Here is a 16609-nt window from a genome sequence, read left to right as displayed (position 1 = left end):
GCCCGTTCCAGCGAAGCCCTGAGGGCTCGTGGGGCGGGCTTTTATTTACTTCGTTTACCCGGCAACGGCGCGAACAGCGCCTCGATCTCGTCATCCCCCAGCCGCCATTGCCCGGCCTGCCCGCCATCGAGCAGCCCGGCCGCCAGCGCTGCCTTTTCCTGTTGCAACTGCTGGATCTTCTCCTCCACCGTCCCCCGGGTGATCAGCTTGAACACGAACACCGGCTTGTCCTGGCCAATACGGTAGGCACGGTCGGTGGCCTGGTTTTCGCTGGCCGGGTTCCACCACGGGTCGTAGTGGATCACGGTGTCGGCGGCGGTCAGGTTCAGTCCGGTGCCGCCGGCCTTGAGGCTGATCAGGAACACCTCGCTGTCGCCATTCTGGAACTGCTGTACCGGCGCGCGGCGGTCGCGGGTGTCGCCGGTCAGCAGGCTGTAGCGGATGCCACGCTTCTCCAGTTCGAACTCGATCAGCGCCAGCATCGAGGTGAACTGCGAGAACAGCAGTACCTTGCGCCCCTCGCTGAGCAGCTCCTCGAGCATTTCCAGCAGGCTGCCCAGCTTGCCTTTGTCGGCGAATGTGCCCTTGGCCTCGGTGCCCTTGACCAGGCGCAGGTCGCAGCACACCTGGCGCAGCTTGAGCAGCGCGTCGAGGATGACGATCTGGCTGCGGGCGGCGCCGTTGCGGGCGATTTCGTCGCGGACCTTCTTGTCCATCGCCACCCGTACCGCCTCATAGGTGTCGCGCTGGGCGTCGCTGAGCTCGACCCAGTGGATCATCTCGGTCTTGGCCGGCAGCTCGGTGGCCACCTGCTCCTTGGTACGGCGCAGCAGGAACGGGCGGATGCGGCTGGCCAGGTGGGCCATGCGCTCGGCGTCGCCGTGGCGCTCGATCGGGGTGCGGTAGTCCTGGGTGAAGCGCTTGCTGTCACCCAGCCAGCCGGGCATCAGGAAGTGGAAGATCGACCACAGTTCGCCGAGGTTGTTCTCCATCGGGGTGCCGGTCAGGCACAGCCGCTGACTGGCCTGCAGCTCACGCACCGCCTGGGCGGCCTTGCTGGTGCTGCTCTTGATGTTCTGCGCCTCGTCCAGTACCAGCAGGTGCCAGGACTGGGCCTTGAGGTGTTCAAGATCGCGAGGGACGAGGGCGTAGGTGGTCAGTACCAGGTCGTAGTCGGCCAGGTTGGCGAAGTGCTTGCTGCGGCCGGGGCCGTGCAGGGCCAGGACGCGCAGGTCGGGGGCGAAGCGCCGGGCCTCGTCGAGCCAGTTGGGCACCAGGCTGGTGGGCATCACCGCCAGTGCCGGGTGGACCAGGCGCCCGGCTTCCTTCTCCAGCAGCAGGTGGGCCAGGGTCTGCAGGGTCTTGCCCAGGCCCATGTCGTCGCCAAGGATGCCGCCGGTGCCCATTTCGCGCAGGGCCTGCAGCCAGTTCAGGCCTTGCTGCTGGTAGGGGCGCAGGGTGGCGTTCAGGCCCTTGGGCGGCGTCACCTGCAGGTCGCGGGCGTCACGCAGGCGCCGGCCCAGGTCGCGGACATGGTTGCCGCCTTGCCATTGCAGTGGCAGGTGGTCGATGTCGTTCAGGCGCGCGGCGTCGGCGCGCTCCAGGCGCAGGCTCGGGCCGCTGGCGTCCTCATGCAGGTACAGCTCGCCCAGAGTGCCCATCACCGCCTTGATCCGCCCGTAGGGCAGGGCGACTCGCAGCGCCGGGCTGTCGTGGCGGGCGCGGTTGAGGTCGATCAGCAGGTGTTCATCGTCACTGCGCCGCGCCAGCTCGCTGGGGCGCAGCAGCTCGGGGCTTGCGCGCAGTAGCTGCAGGACTATTGGCAGCAGGCTGTGTCGCTGGCCGTCGACGACGATGCCCAGCTCCAGGTCGAACCATTCGTGGCCCGGCGCTTCGTCGATGGTGGCGTACCAGTCGTCGACCTCGTGCAGGTTGAAGGCGAAGTCGCGGTGCACGTCAATGGCCCAGCCGGCCTCGCGCAGGCGCGGCAGGCCTTCGCGGGCGAAGCGCAGCCAGGCTTCGTCGTCGGGCAGTTGGTACATTTCGCCGGCGCTGTCGGGCAGGGCCTTGCTCTGGCGGGTGGCGGGCTTGAAGCCCTGCTCGCGTAATGCCTTGCGCAGGGCCTGCTCGGCCTGGGGCTGGCGGCGGATGCGCTGGCTGGTGCTGCCCACCAGGCGGCTCAGCGGCTTGTCGTCGCCGCCGCTGGCGCGCAGGCCGTCGTAGTCGAACGCCAGCGCGGCGCGGTGCTGCATCTGCCGTTGCATGCGTCCGGTCTTGGGCGTGTAGGCGCTGAACTCGAGGCTGCCGAGGGTCAGGTGCGGGATCGGCTCGATGTTGTCGAGTTGTTCCTGTTGCACGGTAGTGGGCGTCGGCAGCTGATGATTGAGGGCGTTGAGCTTGTGGCTGAGGGGCACGATAAGGTGTTCCGGTACATCGGGAGCAAGGGACAGCTGCAGGGCGGTGTGCGGATCCAGGTCGTGGGAAACGGTGCCGACTTCCTGGGTGTCGATATCGAAGTAGTACAGCGGCACCAGCGGCAGCACGCAATCGAGCGGTACCTCGCCGTTGTACCACAGGCCGCGATAGTCGCCGTTGTCCAGGCGTACCCAGCGGAACGCTGCCTGGCGGGGCGCGCCCGGGATCAGCAGGGGCAGGCCTTCGATGAACATCATGCGCCCGGTGTCCAGTGCTCGTTGCAGCAGCTCGCCGCCTTCGTGTCCCTTGAGTGGATAGCCGCGCTCATGGCCGTAGGGTGCAGTCTGCGCCGAGAGCTGGCGCAGGATGCGCAGGTCCTCGTCCTTGACGAACTTTGGCGGCTCGTAGAGCAGTTCGTACAGCGACTGGACGCGGCTGTAGCGAATGCCGTGCTCTTCGCGGGTGCCTTTGCGCACACGCAGCGCGCAACTCTGGTCGTCGTTGAGTATCAACTGGTAGCAGACCATGCGGCCGCGCTTGTCTTGCGTGGCGTCTTGTCGCGGCGCAGGCGGCTCTAGCCCCTGCAGCCAGTGCTGCAGGTGATGGGGCAGCTGGTCGCCGTTGGCCGCGACCTGTCCGTAGCGGTTGGCCAGGGTATAGAGCGCGGCGGCGCAGTGCTTGCAGTTGGTGCCGACCGGACAGGAGCAGTCGCCGCGCACATGGCACTGCCCGGAGGGACCGGCAGTGATGATGATCCGCTGGCGGTAGACGTTGCCGCCGCTGCCGTGGCAGGTGGATTCGATGCGCGAGTCGCCGTGGGACTGGATCTGCACCAGGCCCTGTTCGGCGTACCGTTCGCCCCGTTGCAGGGTGGCTGCGGAAAAGTCGCGCTTCCAGCTCGGGTTCTCGGCTGCCAGCTTCTGCACATCGGCGTTCACGTCACTGCTCCATCATTTCCGGGTCCGGCAGTGGGATCTTGCGCATGCCGGCCGGCGAAACCCTGAGCAGCAGCGCCAGGTGACCGCCATCGAAGAAGGTCAGCTGGCCGGCCTTCATGTTGCTGTTGTTCTGCTTGAGCTGTTCGCTCTGCAGCACGCTGCCGTTGCCATCGAGCTGGTTGACCCAGAAGTTGGCGTCGACGGCGATGAAGCGATCTTCCCTGATGCTCAGGTTGCCCTCGATGGGGAAGTGGCCGAACTGTTCGTCGCCGACGCCGAGGGCGACAGTCTCGGTGTCCTGCTGCCAGGCCTTGTGCAGCAGCACGGTGTAGTCGGCGGTGGCCTGCAGGCGGGTGACTTCATCACCCAAACCGGTTGGACGCTCGGCGCCTTTTTCCAGGCGCGGCGCGCCGGCGCTCCAGTCTTCCGGAGCGAAGGGGCTGGTGATCGCCGGCACGGCGTTCTGCCGCACCAGGATCATTTCTACCTGGTAGGGGCCTGCGGCGAAGGCAGCCGGCGCGAGCAGGGCCAGCAGCAGGGTCAGGCAACGGATGGCACGCATGAAGCTTCCTTATGGATTTTGTGGAGTGAGGCGCTCGAACAGCGCTTCCAGGGTGTTGAAACGTTCTTCGGGGCGTTCCATCGGCACCAGGAAGCGGAACTGGGTCGCGCCTTCGAACTTGTAGCGTTTGGGCTGGCCCTGGATCAGCTTGATCAGGGTCAGCGGGTCGACCGGGGTCTCGGCCTCGAACTCGAGCTTGCCGCCGTTGGGGCCGGCGTCGACTTTCTTGATGCCGAGCTTTTCCGCCTGCAGCTTGAGCAGGGTCAGGCGCATCAGGTTCTTGGTCGGCTCTGGCAGCAAGCCGAAGCGGTCGATCATTTCCACCTGCAGGTCCTTGAGGCCCTCTTCGTCGGCCGCCGAGGCGATGCGCTTGTAGAGGATCAGGCGTGCATGCACGTCGGGCAGGTAGTCCTCGGGGATCAGCGCCGGCAGGCGCAGGTTGATCTCCGGGCCGCCGCCCAGCGGCTGCTCGAGGTTCGGCTGGTTGCCCTTGCGGATGGCCTTGACCGCGCGCTCGAGCATCTCCATGTACAGGGTGAAGCCGACGGCCTGGATCTGCCCGCTCTGGCCTTCGCCAAGCAGTTCGCCGGCGCCGCGGATCTCCAGGTCGTTGGTGGCCAGGACGAAGCCCGCGCCCAGGTCCTGGGTATTGGCGATGGCCTCCAGGCGTTTCTCGGCATCGGCACTGATCTGCTGGCGCGGCGGCGTCAGCAGGTAGGCATAGGCCTGGTGGTGGCTGCGCCCGACCCGGCCGCGCAGCTGGTGCAGCTGGGCCAGGCCGAACTTGTCGGCGCGCTCGATGACAATGGTGTTGGCGCTGGGCACGTCGATGCCGGTCTCGATGATGGTCGAGGCGATCAGCACGTTGAAGCGCTTGTGGTAGAAGTCGCTCATCACCTGTTCGAGTTCACGCTCGCGCATCTGCCCGTGACCGATGCCGATGCGCGCCTCGGGCACCAGTTCGGCCAGTTCCGCGGCGCACTTCTCGATGGTCTTGACGTCGTTGTGCAGGTAGTACACCTGGCCGCCGCGCAGCAGTTCGCGCAGCAGCGCTTCCTTGACCGTGCTCTTGTTCTGCTCCATGACGAAGGTGCGCACCGACAGGCGCCTGGCCGGCGGAGTGGCGATGATCGACAGGTCGCGCATGCCCGACACCGCCATGTTCAGCGTGCGGGGAATCGGCGTTGCGGTCAGGGTGAGGATGTCCACTTCGCTGCGCAGGGCCTTGAGCTGTTCTTTCTGGCGCACGCCGAAGCGGTGTTCCTCGTCGATGATGGCCAGGCCCAGGTCCTTGAAGCGCACATCATCCTGCAGCAGCTTGTGGGTGCCGATGAGAATGTCGATCTTGCCTTCGGCCAGTTCCGCCGCGGCGCTGGCGACTTCCTTGGCCGACTTGAAGCGGCTCATCACCTCGACCTTCACCGGCCAGTCGGCGAAGCGGTCGCGGAAGCTGTTGTAGTGCTGCTGGGCGAGCAGGGTGGTGGGTACCAGCACCGCCACCTGGCGGCCACTGTGCACGGCGATGAAGGCGGCGCGCATGGCCACTTCGGTCTTGCCGAAGCCGACGTCGCCGCAGACCAGGCGGTCCATGGGCTGGCCGGCGAGCATGTCGGCGCGTACCGCCTCGATGGCGGCCTGCTGGTCGGGGGTTTCCTCGAACGGGAAGCCGGCACTGAAGGTGGCGTAGTCGGCGGCCGGGTCGGCGAAGGCATAGCCTTTGCGCGCGGCGCGGCGGGCATAGATGTCAAGCAGCTCGGCGGCGACGTCGCGCACCTGTTCGGCGGCCTTGCGCTTGGCTTTCTGCCAGGCTTCGGAGCCCAGCCGGTGCAAAGGCGCCAGGGCGTCGTCGCTGCCGGTGTAGCGGGCGATCAGGTGCAGGTTGGCCACCGGCACGTAGAGTTTGGCGCCCTCGGCGTATTCGAGGGTGAGGAACTCGGCGGCCTGGCCGTCGATCTCCAGGGTCGCCAGGCCCAGGTAGCGGCCCACGCCATGGTCGATGTGCACCACCGGGGCGCCTTCGCGCAGCTCGGTGAGGTTCTTGATCACCGCGTCGTTGGCCGCCTCGCCGCGTTTCTCGCGGCGCCGGCGCTGCATCACGCGCTGGCCGAACAGCGGGCTTTCGGCGACCAGGGCCAGGCTGGGGTCGTCCAGCAGCAGGCCGTCGTCCAGCGGCGCGATGGTGATCGCCAGGCGTTCGCCGCCATTGACGAAGTCGGCCCAGCCGTCGACGGTGTGCGGGCGCAGCTTCAGGCGTTCGAGCAGCTCCAGCAGCACTTCGCGTCGGCCCGCCGATTCCGCCGTGAACAGCACCCGGCCGGGGAACTGGTCGAGGAAGTTCGCCAGTTCCGCCAGCGGCTGGTTGGCCTTGGCCTCGATGGCCAGGTTGGGCAGGGCGCGGGCCGGAAAGCGCTCGCGGCCGACGCCGGGCTCGACGTCGTCGGCACCGATCACCACCCGTGGCCATTGCTTGAGGCGGGCGAAGCAGTCCTCCACCGGCATGAACAGCTCCGCCGGCGGCAGCAGCGGTCGGCTGAGGTCGCCGCGGCGCTCTTCATAGCGCCCGCGCACGTCGTTCCAGAAATGCTCGGCGGCCTGCTCCACGCCCGGCAGGGAGAACACCTGGGTGTCCGCCGGCAGGTAGTCGAACAGGGTGGCGGTCTCTTCGAAGAACAGCGGCAGGTAGTACTCGATGCCGGCGGGGATGATGCCGCTGGTGAGGTCCTGGAAGATCGCGCTGCGGCGGAAGTCCACGTCGAAGCGTTCGCGGAAGCGCGCCTTGAAGCGCGTCACCTCGTCCTTCTGCATGGGAAACTCGCGCGCCGGCAGCAGTCGGATCGAGTCGACCTTGTCGATCGAGCGCTGCGACTCCGGGTCGAAGGTGCGCAGGGTCTCGATCTCGTCGTCGAACAGGTCGATGCGGTACGGCTGCTTGCTGCCCATGGGGAACAGGTCGATCAGCGCGCCGCGCACGGCGAACTCGCCATGCTCGTAGACCGTGTCGACGCAGCGGTAGCCGCTGGCCTCGAGGCGCGTGCGCATCTGCTCGACGTCGATCTTCTGGCCGACGTCCAGCACCAGGCTGCTGCCCAGCAGGAAGCGCGTGGGGGCCAGGCGGTGCAGGGCGGTGGTGATCGGCACGACCAGGATGCCGTGGTCCAGCTCCGGCAGCCGGTAGAGGCTGGCGATGCGCTGGGAGATGATGTCCTGGTGCGGCGAGAACAGGTCGTAGGGCAGGGTTTCCCAGTCTGGGAACGGCAGCACCGGCAGCGCCGGCGCGAAGAAGCGCAGCTCCTGCTCGAGGCGGTCGGCCGCCTGGCTGTCGGCGGTCAGCAACAGGGTGAAGCGACCGGCGGTACTGGCCGCCTCGGCGATGGCCAGGCTCAAGGCGGCGCCGGGCAGGTTGCCCCAGGTTTGTTTGCCGGCCGTGGCCGACATTTGCGGTAGGCGCAGAACTGACACGGGAGATCGGACTCCAAGCGATGCGGCAAAGAGGTCGATTGTACCGGTGCCGGGGCTCGCTGTCAGGCTCGCGAGGGCATGACGACGGGGTCTGGCGTCGGCGACAGGCGCTCATTGCCCGATACGCCGAGGGGCGTCATAATGTAGCCCCTTTTTTGTTCCCCTACATGTGGAAGGTTACCGTGACTCAGAAGCCCGACCAGTGTCTTGGTGAGTGGATCGATCGTGAAGCCCTGGCTGAAGCGATGATCCCGCTTATCGGTCAGCTCTACCGCAACAACAACGTGGTGAGCTCGATCTATGGCCGCAGCCTGATCAACCGTTCGGTTATCTCGATCCTCAAAGCCCACCGCTTTGCCCGTCACCGTCAGACCGACGAGACCGAGCTGTCCGTCCACGAGACATTCCCCCTGCTCAAGGCCATGAGCGAGCTGAAACTGGGTGCCGCCTCGGTGGACCTGGGCAAGCTGGCCAACAAGTTCAAGGCCGAAGGCAACGGCCGCAGCGCCGAGCAGTTCGTCCGTGACGAACTGGCCGACGTCGTGGGTCAGCAGAACGCTTCCGCACGCAAGGGCACCGACGTCGTCCTGTACGGCTTCGGCCGTATCGGCCGCCTGCTGGCGCGCATCCTGATCGAGAAGACCGGTGGTGGCGACGGCCTGCGCCTGCGCGCCATCGTCGTGCGCAAGGGCGCCGAGAACGACCTGGTCAAGCGCGCCAGCCTGCTGCGCCGTGACTCGGTGCACGGTCCGTTCGACGGCACCATCGTCATCGATGAAGCCAACAACACCATCACCGCCAACGGCAACCTGATCCAGGTGATCTACGCCAAGAGCCCGAGCGAAGTCGACTACACCCAGTACGGCATCCACGATGCGCTGATCGTCGACAACACCGGCGTATGGCGTGACGCCGACGGCCTCGGCCAGCACCTGGCCTGCCCGGGCGCTGCTCGCGTGATCCTCACCGCACCTGGCAAGGGCGCGCTGAAGAACATCGTGCACGGCATCAACCACGGCGACATCAGCGCCGACGACAAGATCATCTCGGCGGCGTCCTGCACCACCAACGCCATCGTGCCGGTGCTCAAGGCCATCAACGACCAGTACGGCATCGTCAATGGCCACGTCGAAACCGTTCACTCGTTCACCAACGACCAGAACCTGATCGACAACTTCCACAAGGGCAGCCGTCGTGGCCGCGCCGCGCCGCTGAACATGGTCATCACCGAGACCGGTGCCGCCACCGCCGCCGCCAAGGCCCTGCCGGTGCTCAAGGGCAAGCTGACCGGCAATGCCATCCGTGTGCCGACGCCGAACGTGTCGATGGCCATTCTCAACCTGAACCTCGAGAAGGCCACCACCCGCGAAGAGCTGAACGAGTACCTGCGCCAGACCGCCATGCACTCGGAGCTGCACAAGCAGATCGACTACGTCAGCTCCCAGGAAGTGGTGTCCACCGACTTCGTCGGCTCGCGCCACGCCGGTGTGGTCGACGCCGAGGCGACCATCTGCAACGACAACCGAGTTGTCCTGTACGTCTGGTACGACAACGAGTTCGGTTACAGCTGCCAGGTGGTACGCGTGATGGAAGACATGGCTGGTGTGAACCCGCCAGCGTTTCCACGCTGATCCGCTTGTAATGCGTTGAAAAAACGGGAACCTTCGGGTTCCCGTTTTTTTTCTTTCCGCCTCGCTGCTATCGATGTGGGAGCGGCCTTGTGTCGCGAAAGGGCTGCGCAGCAGCCCCGGCAATTGTGGTGGCGTTGCAGAAATCCCGGGGCCGCTTTGCGGCCCTTTCGCGACACAAGGCCGCTCCCACATCGACCGCGTGGGCAGGTCAATCGAGAGATCTAAGTTGCGCACAGTTCTTCTGCTTTGCCTGTTGTTGCTGTCAGCCTGCAATCAAGGCCCCACCCTCGAGCGCTTCGGCGGCCCGACCATGGGCAGCAGCTACAGCATCCAGTACGTGCGCCAACCCGGCGGCCCTGCGCCCGACCAGGTCCAGGCCGAGGTCGAGGCCATCCTCCAGGCCATCGACGCCCGCTACTCCACCTACCGCGGCGACTCTACCGTCAGCCGTTTCAACCAGCTCCCGGCCAATCAGTGCCTGCCCATCGACGCCGACCTGTTCGAGCTGGCCAGCTTCGGCCAGCACCTGGCCGAGCAGAGCCGGGGTGCCTTCGACCTCACCGTTGAGCCACTGCTCGACCTCTGGGGCTTTGGCCCGCAGGCCCGCGAGATGCACGTGCCCGACCCGCAGGCGCTGGCACGTGCACGTGAGCGTGTGGGCTACCGGCACCTGCGCATCGAGGGTGACGCCCTGTGCAAGGACGCCCCCATCGAGCTGGACTTCAACAGCATCGCCGCTGGCCACGCCGTCGACCTGATCGCCCAGCGCCTGCGCGGCATGGGCATCGAGGCGTTTCTCGCCGAAGCCACCGGCGAGCTCAAGGTCGTGGGCCGCAAGCCCGACGGCAGTGCCTGGCGGGTGGCCCTGGAGCTGCCGCGCGAGGATCGCCAGATCGCCCGCCAGGTCATCGACGTGGAGGACATGGCCGTGTCGACCTCGGGTGACTATCGGCATTATTTCGAGGACAATGGCCGGCGCTATTCGCACACCTTCGACGCCCATCTCGGGCGCCCGGTCGAGCACGACCTGGCGGCGGTGACGGTGCTCGACGGCTCGGCGCTGCAGGCCGACGGCTACTCGACCCTGCTGTTGATCCTCGGGCCGCAGCAGGGCTGGGATTTCGCCGTCGCCCACGGCATTGCCGCGGTACTGGTGACCCGGGTCGAGGGTGGTTTCGTCTCCCGTTCCACGCCGGCCTTCGAGCGGGTGGTGAAAGGCGAGTGAAAGGCAAGCCACGGATGATCAATGCCAGGGAAGCGGTGAAACGACATGTAGTGCAGGCAATAATGGCCTACGACGCGACCAAGGGTTAATGTGCGCGGCGTTCACGCTTGATTAGACTGCACCCGAATTTTCTCATGGCGCCCCGGCGACATGATCGCGCCCCGCGGCCATCCGGCCGGCGGGCCAGTTCTGAAGGAGTACGCATGGCTGTCTACAACTACGACGTAGTGGTGCTGGGTTCCGGCCCGGCCGGAGAAGGCGCGGCAATGAACGCCGCCAAAGCAGGGCGCAAGGTGGCCATGGTCGACAGCCGTCGCCAGGTCGGCGGTAACTGCACCCACCTGGGCACCATCCCGTCCAAGGCGCTGCGTCACTCCGTGCGGCAGATCATGCAGTTCAACACCAACCCGATGTTCCGCGCCATCGGCGAGCCGCGCTGGTTCTCCTTCCCCGACGTGCTCAAGAGCGCCGAGAAAGTCATCAGCAAGCAGGTTGCCTCGCGTACCGGCTACTACGCGCGCAACCGCGTCGATGTGTTCGTCGGCACCGGCAGCTTCGCCGACGAGCAGACCGTCGAAGTGGTCTGCCCCAACGGCGTGGTCGAGAAGCTCAACGCCAAGCACATCATCATTGCCACCGGCTCGCGTCCGTATCGCCCGGCCGACATCGACTTCCACCACCCGCGGGTCTACGACAGCGACACCATCCTCAGCCTGAGCCACACCCCACGCAAGCTGATCGTCTACGGCGCCGGGGTGATCGGTTGCGAATACGCCTCGATCTTCAGCGGCCTGGGTGTGCTGGTCGAGCTGGTCGACAACCGCGGCCAGCTGCTGAGCTTCCTCGACTCGGAAATCTCCCAGGCGCTGAGCTACCACTTCAGCAACAACAACATCACCGTGCGCCACAACGAGGAATACGACCGCGTCGAAGGCCTGGACAACGGGGTGATCCTGCACCTGAAATCGGGCAAGAAGATCAAGGCCGACGCCTTGCTGTGGTGCAACGGCCGTACCGGCAACACCGACAAGCTGGGCCTGGAGAACATCGGCATCAAGGTCAACAGCCGTGGCCAGATCGAAGTTGACGAGACCTACCGCACCAGCGTGCCGAACATCTATGGCGCCGGTGACGTGATCGGCTGGCCGAGCCTGGCCAGCGCCGCCCACGACCAGGGCCGCTCGGCCGCCGGCAGCATCGTCGACAACGGCAGCTGGCGCTTCGTCAACGACGTGCCAACCGGCATCTACACCATTCCGGAGATCAGCTCGATCGGCAAGAACGAGCAGGAGCTGACCCAGGCCAAGGTGCCCTATGAAGTGGGCAAGGCCTTCTTCAAGAGCATGGCCCGCGCGCAGATCGCCGGCGAGCCGCAGGGCATGCTGAAGATCCTGTTCCACCGCGAGACCCTGGAAGTCCTCGGTGTGCACTGCTTCGGCTACCAGGCCTCGGAGATCGTCCATATCGGCCAGGCGGTGATGAACCAGCCGGGCGAACAGAACAACCTGAAGTACTTCGTCAACACCACCTTCAACTACCCGACCATGGCCGAGGCCTATCGGGTAGCTGCCTACGATGGACTGAACCGGCTTTTTTGAGCGGCTCCGACCGGTGGCCTGAGCCGGTCGGGGAGACCGATTTCAGCCCTACCCGAGGGTGGTCCTGGCCAAACCGGGAAAGTCTGTAATCAGGCTGTCCACGCCAAAGTCGGCGAGCCGGCGCATCAGCGCCGGTTCGTTGACCGTCCATACCGACACATGCAGGCCCTGGCGCTGCGCCTTGATCAGGCGTTCGGGGGTGCACAGCGTCCAGTTCAACGCCAGCATCTCGCAGTCGTAGTTCTGCGCGACCTTCAGCGGGTCGAGCCAGGCGTACTCGGCAACCAGTCCGCGCTTGATGTCGGGTACCAGCTCCTGGGCGGCGCCCAGCACTTCCCGTGAACTCGAGGTGATGGTCACCTTGTCCAGCAGGCCATGCTGCTGGGCCAGTTCGCGGATCGCCAGCACGGTGCTGGCGGCACGGGTGCGCGAGGCACTCTTGACCTCCAGCTGCCAGTGCTCGAACGGGCACTTCTCGAACAACTCCTCGAGCCGCGGGATGGGGCAGGGCTGCACATGGCCCGGGCCGCCCTTGCGCGCATCGTAGGTGACCAGCTCGGCGGCGGTGTGCTCGACCACCTTGCCGCGCCGGCCAGTGGTGCGCTTGAGGGTCGGATCATGGATTACCATCAGCTCGTTGTCGGCCGACAGGTGCAGGTCGAGTTCGCAGCGGGTCACGCCATGGGACAGGCACTGGCGAAAGCTCTGCAGGGTATTCTCGGGCGCTTCGCCCTTGGCGCCGCGGTGGCCATAGATCAAGGTCACGTTCGTTCCTTCAAATCAGAGAGAAAAGGGCTTCAGGAAGCGGGGGCGTTCTGTTCCAGCGCCTGGCGTCGTTGCTGTTGCTGGCGCTGCAGGATGTAGCGGGCCAGCAGCTGGCGCTGGGCGTCGGTCATGTCGATGAACTCGGTGCCTACCTCGTAATCGCCATCCGGGCGCGGGTCGCAGTGGGTGACCCGGCCGCGTAGGAGCAGGCCATGGGCGCGGGGCATCAGCACCATCTTCACCTTGACCCGGGTGCCGGGGTCGATCTTCTGCGCCTGGGCGAACTCGATGCCGCCTTCAGAGATGATCACCGGCTGCGGCTGGCCGATTTCGCCGATCAGGGTCTGGGCGACCACGGCGCTGAGCAAGTCGAGACGTTTGTTCTGGGCGCGCAGGAAGGCGGCCAGGGTGCGGTCTTTTTCGCTCAGCTGGCGCAACAGGTGCTGCGACTCGAAGTCCGAAAGGTGCAGTTCGCTGAGCAGGTTGAACAGCTCGGAATCATCCTGCAACAGTTCTGTTTCAAGGGCTTCGGCCGCGCTAAGGGGGCTGATTTGAAGTGCGATCCGATCTTCGATGCGGTAGTATTCGCGGCGATCTTCTTCGTCTAATGTCGTCATGGCGAACCCAAGGTTACGGCGGTGGTCCGAGTGTAAAGCCGCCGTAGGCGCCTCGCCACAAGGACGTTCCCTTTCATCCGAACAAGCCCCGACATGTTCAGACCTCTATTCGTATTCATCGGTACGCGTTACACCCGTGCCAAGCGCCGCAATCACTTCGTCTCGTTCATTTCGCTCACCTCGATGATCGGCCTCGCCCTGGGCGTGGTGGTGATGATCGTGGTGCTCTCGGTGATGAACGGGTTCGACCACGAGATGCGTACCCGCGTGCTGGGTATGATCCCCCATGCAACGCTGGAGACCGGCCAGCCGATCGACGACTGGCAGGCCCTCGCCTCTAAAGTAAAGCAGAATCCGCAGGTGCTGGCGGTCGCGCCATTCACACAGATGCAGGGCCTGCTGACCCATGAAGGCAAGGTGCAGAAGGTGCTGCTCAACGGTATCGACCCGGCCCGCGAGCGCGAGGTGTCGATCATCGACAAGTTCGTCCTCGACGGCAGCCTCGACAAGCTGGCCCCGGGCGAGTGGGGCATCATGATCGGCGACAAGGCCGCGCAGAAACTGGGCGTGGGCATCGGCGACAAGCTGACTTTCGTTGCCCCCGAGGTCAGCGTCACCCCGGCGGGGATGTTCCCGCGCATGAAGCGCTTTACCGTGGTCGGCACCTTCCATGTCGGCGCCGGCGAGATCGACGGCTATCTGGGCCTGACCAACATCGCCGACCTGTCGCGCCTGCACCGCTGGAAGGCCGACCAGGTCCAGGGCGTGCGCCTGAAGTTCGACGACCTGTTCCAGGCCCCGCGGGCCTCTTGGGCCATCGCCCAGCAGCTGGGCGAGCAGGAGTTCTACCCGCGTGACTGGACCCGCACCCACGGCAACCTGTACCAGGCGATCCGCATGGAGAAATCCATGATCGGCCTGCTGTTGCTGCTGATCGTCGCGGTGGCGGCGTTCAACATCATTTCCACCCTGGTGATGGTGGTCAACGACAAGCGCGGCGACATCGCCATCCTGCGCACCCTGGGCGCCACGCCCGGGCAGATCATGGCCATCTTCATGGTCCAGGGCACGGTGATCGGCGTGGTCGGCACGCTGATCGGCGCGGTCCTGGGCATCCTCGGCGCGCTTAACGTGAGCGCGGCCATCGCCGGCATCGAGACCCTGATCGGGCACAAGTTCCTCAATGCCGATGTGTACTTCATCGATTACCTGCCGTCGCAGATCCAGGCCCAGGACGTGTACATGGTCTGTGGTGCGGCGCTGGTCCTGAGTTTCTTCGCCACCCTGTATCCGGCCTGGCGCGCCTCGCGCACCCAGCCGGCGGAGGCGCTACGTTATGAGTGAGTCGCGCATGAGTGATAAAGCCGTGTTGAGCTGCCGCAACCTGGGCAAGAGCTACGAGGAAGGCCCGGAGTCGGTCCAGGTCTTGTCGGGGTTGAACCTCGAACTGCACCCGGGCGAGCGGGTGGCCATCGTCGGCAGCTCGGGCTCGGGCAAGAGTACCTTGCTCAACCTGCTCGGCGGCCTCGACACCCCGAGCCAGGGCAGCGTCTGGCTGGCCGGCGAGGAGCTGTCGGCGCTGGGCGAGCGGGCCCGCGGCCTGCTGCGCAACCGCGCCCTGGGCTTCGTCTACCAGTTCCACCACCTGCTGGCGGAGTTCACCGCCCTGGAAAACGCCTGCATGCCGCTGCTGATCGGCAAGACGCCGATCGCCGAGGCCCGCGAGCGTGCCGAGGCGCTGCTCAAGCGCGTTGGCCTGGGGCATCGGTTGAATCACAAGCCGGCCGAGCTGTCCGGTGGTGAGCGCCAGCGTGTGGCGATCGCCCGCGCCCTGGTCAACCGCCCGGGCCTGGTCATGCTCGACGAGCCCACTGGCAACCTCGACCACCACACCGCCCAGGGTATCCAGGAACTGATGCAGGAGCTGTCGAATCACTCGCAGACCGCATTCCTGGTTGTGACCCACGACCTCAACCTGGCGCGGCAGATGGACCGTGTGCTGCGCCTGGAAGACGGGCACCTGGTGGCGATCTGAGTCGCCTGCATGGGGCGGCCTGAGGCGGCCCCGATTCATTTTTCACTTGGGTGTCCTCGTTCATGTTCAGACCCTTGTCGTTGTTCATCGGTGCCCGCTACACCCGTGCCAAGCGCCGCAACCACTTCATCTCGTTCATCTCGATGACTTCGATGATCGGCCTGTCGCTCGGCGTGCTGGCGATGATCACGGTGCTGTCGGTGATGAACGGCTTCCAGCGCGAGATGAGCTCACGCGTGCTGGGCCTGGTGCCCCATGCCGCGATTCTCGGCGCGCAGCCGCTGGACGACTGGCGCAAGGTCGCCAGCGCCGCCGAAAGCAACCCGGCGGTGATGGCCGCGGCGCCGATCACCGAGATGGAGGGCATGCTCTCGTACAAGGGGGCGATGCAGCCGATCCAGGTCGCCGGCATCGACCCGGCCGAGGAGGGCAAGGTCTCCATCGTCACCCAGCATATTGTCCAGGGCAGCCTGCAGGACCTGGTGCCGGGCGAGTACGGCGTGGTCATCGGTGAATTGACCGCCCGGCGCTTTCGCCTGAATACCGGCGACAAGCTGACCCTGATCGTTCCGGAAATCAGCAAGGAGCCGGGCGGCATCACCCCGCGCATGCAGCGCCTGACCGTGGTCGGCATCTTCAAGGTCGGCGCCGAACTGGATGGCTCCCAGGCCTACATCCATATCGCCGATGCCGGCGAGATGCAGCGCTGGGCGCCGGGCCAGGTGCAGGGCGTGCGGCTGAAGCTGCATGACCTGTACGCTGCGCCGCAGGTGTCCAAGGCCATCGCTGCGGGGCTGGGCGACGGCTACCGTGCCGATGACTGGTCGCACACCCAGGGCAGCCTGTTCAGCGCCATGAAAATGGAAAAGACCATGATCGGCCTGCTGCTGATGATGATCATCGCCGTGGCTGCCTTCAATATCATCGCCACCCTGGTGATGGTGGTGAACGACAAGGGCGCGGATATCGCCATCCTGCGCACCATCGGCGCGACGCCGGCGCAGATCATGGGCACGTTCATGGTCCAGGGCAGCCTGATCGGCATCGTCGGCACCCTGATCGGTGGCGTGCTCGGGGTGATCCTGGCACTGAACGTCAGCGCCGTGGTCGGCTGGATCGAGCGGGTCAGTGGGCAGCACATCTTCACCTCCGACATCTACTTCATCAGCAGCCTGCCCTCGGAGCTGCAGTGGGGCGATGTGGCGATCATCTGCGTGGCTGGGCTGGTGATGAGCTTCCTGGCGACCCTCTATCCTGCGTACCGCGCTTCGCAGATCGAACCGGCGATGGCGTTGCGTTACGAGTAAGGCAGGGGCGCTTTGCGCCCCTTTCGCCGGCTTGCCGGCGATGGGCTGCGCAGCAGC

Annotated in this window: 11 protein-coding genes; 6 read left to right on the top strand and 5 right to left on the bottom strand. The window is 65.8% G+C overall.

Annotation, left to right across the window (positions count from 1 at the left end; genetic code table 11):
* Positions 1 to 41 precede the first annotated feature (41 nt).
* From AC25MA_RS01745 to mfd, 3 genes are read right to left on the bottom strand one after another with little or no spacing between them, the layout of a single operon-like run.
* Positions 42 to 3353, bottom strand: coding sequence for a DEAD/DEAH box helicase (locus AC25MA_RS01745; protein ID WP_207851601.1), 3312 nt, complete (start codon positions 3351 to 3353; stop codon positions 42 to 44).
* A 1-nt stretch (position 3354) separates the two neighbouring features.
* The gene (locus AC25MA_RS01740; RefSeq protein ID WP_028692733.1) at positions 3355 to 3915 is read right to left on the bottom strand and encodes a CsiV family protein; all 561 of its coding nucleotides are present in this window, start codon (positions 3913 to 3915) and stop codon (positions 3355 to 3357) included.
* 9 nt (positions 3916 to 3924) lie between these two features.
* Complete coding sequence (gene mfd / locus AC25MA_RS01735) at positions 3925 to 7374, bottom strand: transcription-repair coupling factor (RefSeq protein ID WP_028692732.1); 3450 nt, start codon at positions 7372 to 7374, stop codon at positions 3925 to 3927.
* Positions 7375 to 7541: 167 nt separating this feature from the next.
* On the opposite strand from mfd, the gene AC25MA_RS01730 reads away from it, so the two are divergent.
* From AC25MA_RS01730 to sthA, 3 genes are all read left to right on the top strand, one after another.
* Positions 7542 to 9005: a glyceraldehyde-3-phosphate dehydrogenase gene (locus AC25MA_RS01730; RefSeq protein WP_036986701.1), complete on the top strand. Its 1464-nt coding sequence runs from the start codon at positions 7542 to 7544 to the stop codon at positions 9003 to 9005.
* Positions 9006 to 9231: 226 nt separating this feature from the next.
* Positions 9232 to 10230: an FAD:protein FMN transferase gene (locus tag AC25MA_RS01725; protein WP_186597079.1), complete on the top strand. Its 999-nt coding sequence runs from the start codon at positions 9232 to 9234 to the stop codon at positions 10228 to 10230.
* Between the two features lie 203 nt (positions 10231 to 10433).
* Positions 10434 to 11828 carry a Si-specific NAD(P)(+) transhydrogenase gene (gene sthA, locus AC25MA_RS01720; RefSeq protein WP_023631920.1) on the top strand — a complete coding sequence of 465 codons (1395 nt, stop codon included), beginning with the start codon at positions 10434 to 10436 and terminating at the stop codon, positions 11826 to 11828.
* Positions 11829 to 11876: 48 nt separating this feature from the next.
* Here sthA and AC25MA_RS01715 read toward each other — a convergent pair whose 3' ends face one another.
* Both AC25MA_RS01715 and AC25MA_RS01710 read right to left on the bottom strand, forming a co-directional pair.
* Positions 11877 to 12593, bottom strand: coding sequence for a glycerophosphodiester phosphodiesterase (locus AC25MA_RS01715; RefSeq protein ID WP_028692729.1), 717 nt, complete (start codon positions 12591 to 12593; stop codon positions 11877 to 11879).
* Between the two features lie 32 nt (positions 12594 to 12625).
* Positions 12626 to 13210, bottom strand: coding sequence for a PilZ domain-containing protein (locus AC25MA_RS01710; RefSeq protein WP_028692728.1), 585 nt, complete (start codon positions 13208 to 13210; stop codon positions 12626 to 12628).
* Between the two features lie 93 nt (positions 13211 to 13303).
* Here AC25MA_RS01710 and AC25MA_RS01705 point away from each other — a divergent pair, with 93 nt between their 5' ends.
* The 3 genes from AC25MA_RS01705 to AC25MA_RS01695 all read left to right on the top strand — a co-directional run bounded on the left by AC25MA_RS01705 (position 13304) and on the right by AC25MA_RS01695 (position 16552).
* On the top strand, positions 13304 to 14554 hold the full coding sequence (locus tag AC25MA_RS01705) for a lipoprotein-releasing ABC transporter permease subunit (RefSeq protein ID WP_028692727.1): 1251 nt from the start codon (positions 13304 to 13306) through the stop codon (positions 14552 to 14554).
* Between the two features lie 7 nt (positions 14555 to 14561).
* Positions 14562 to 15245, top strand: a complete 684-nt coding sequence (gene lolD / locus AC25MA_RS01700; RefSeq protein WP_175406177.1) for a lipoprotein-releasing ABC transporter ATP-binding protein LolD — start codon at positions 14562 to 14564, stop codon at positions 15243 to 15245.
* 62 nt (positions 15246 to 15307) lie between these two features.
* Positions 15308 to 16552, top strand: coding sequence for a lipoprotein-releasing ABC transporter permease subunit (locus AC25MA_RS01695; protein ID WP_028692725.1), 1245 nt, complete (start codon positions 15308 to 15310; stop codon positions 16550 to 16552).
* Positions 16553 to 16609 lie beyond the last annotated feature (57 nt).

It is taken from the genome of Pseudomonas sp. P65(2024), from assembly GCF_057480955.1.
This window is presented reverse-complemented; position numbering and strand designations above follow the sequence as displayed.

What these genes read in the sequence shown, in the direction of transcription:
- AC25MA_RS01740 (WP_028692733.1), bottom strand. Translation starts at nt 3,915, where the DNA reads ATGCGTGCCATCCGTTGCCTGACCCTGCTGCTGGCCCTGCTCGCGCCG.
- AC25MA_RS01730 (WP_036986701.1), top strand. Translation starts at nt 7,542, where the DNA reads ATGTGGAAGGTTACCGTGACTCAGAAGCCCGACCAGTGTCTTGGTGAG.
- sthA (WP_023631920.1), top strand. Translation starts at nt 10,434, where the DNA reads ATGGCTGTCTACAACTACGACGTAGTGGTGCTGGGTTCCGGCCCGGCC.
- AC25MA_RS01710 (WP_028692728.1), bottom strand. Translation starts at nt 13,210, where the DNA reads ATGACGACATTAGACGAAGAAGATCGCCGCGAATACTACCGCATCGAA.
- AC25MA_RS01705 (WP_028692727.1), top strand. Translation starts at nt 13,304, where the DNA reads ATGTTCAGACCTCTATTCGTATTCATCGGTACGCGTTACACCCGTGCC.
- lolD (WP_175406177.1), top strand. Translation starts at nt 14,562, where the DNA reads ATGAGTGATAAAGCCGTGTTGAGCTGCCGCAACCTGGGCAAGAGCTAC.
- AC25MA_RS01695 (WP_028692725.1), top strand. Translation starts at nt 15,308, where the DNA reads ATGTTCAGACCCTTGTCGTTGTTCATCGGTGCCCGCTACACCCGTGCC.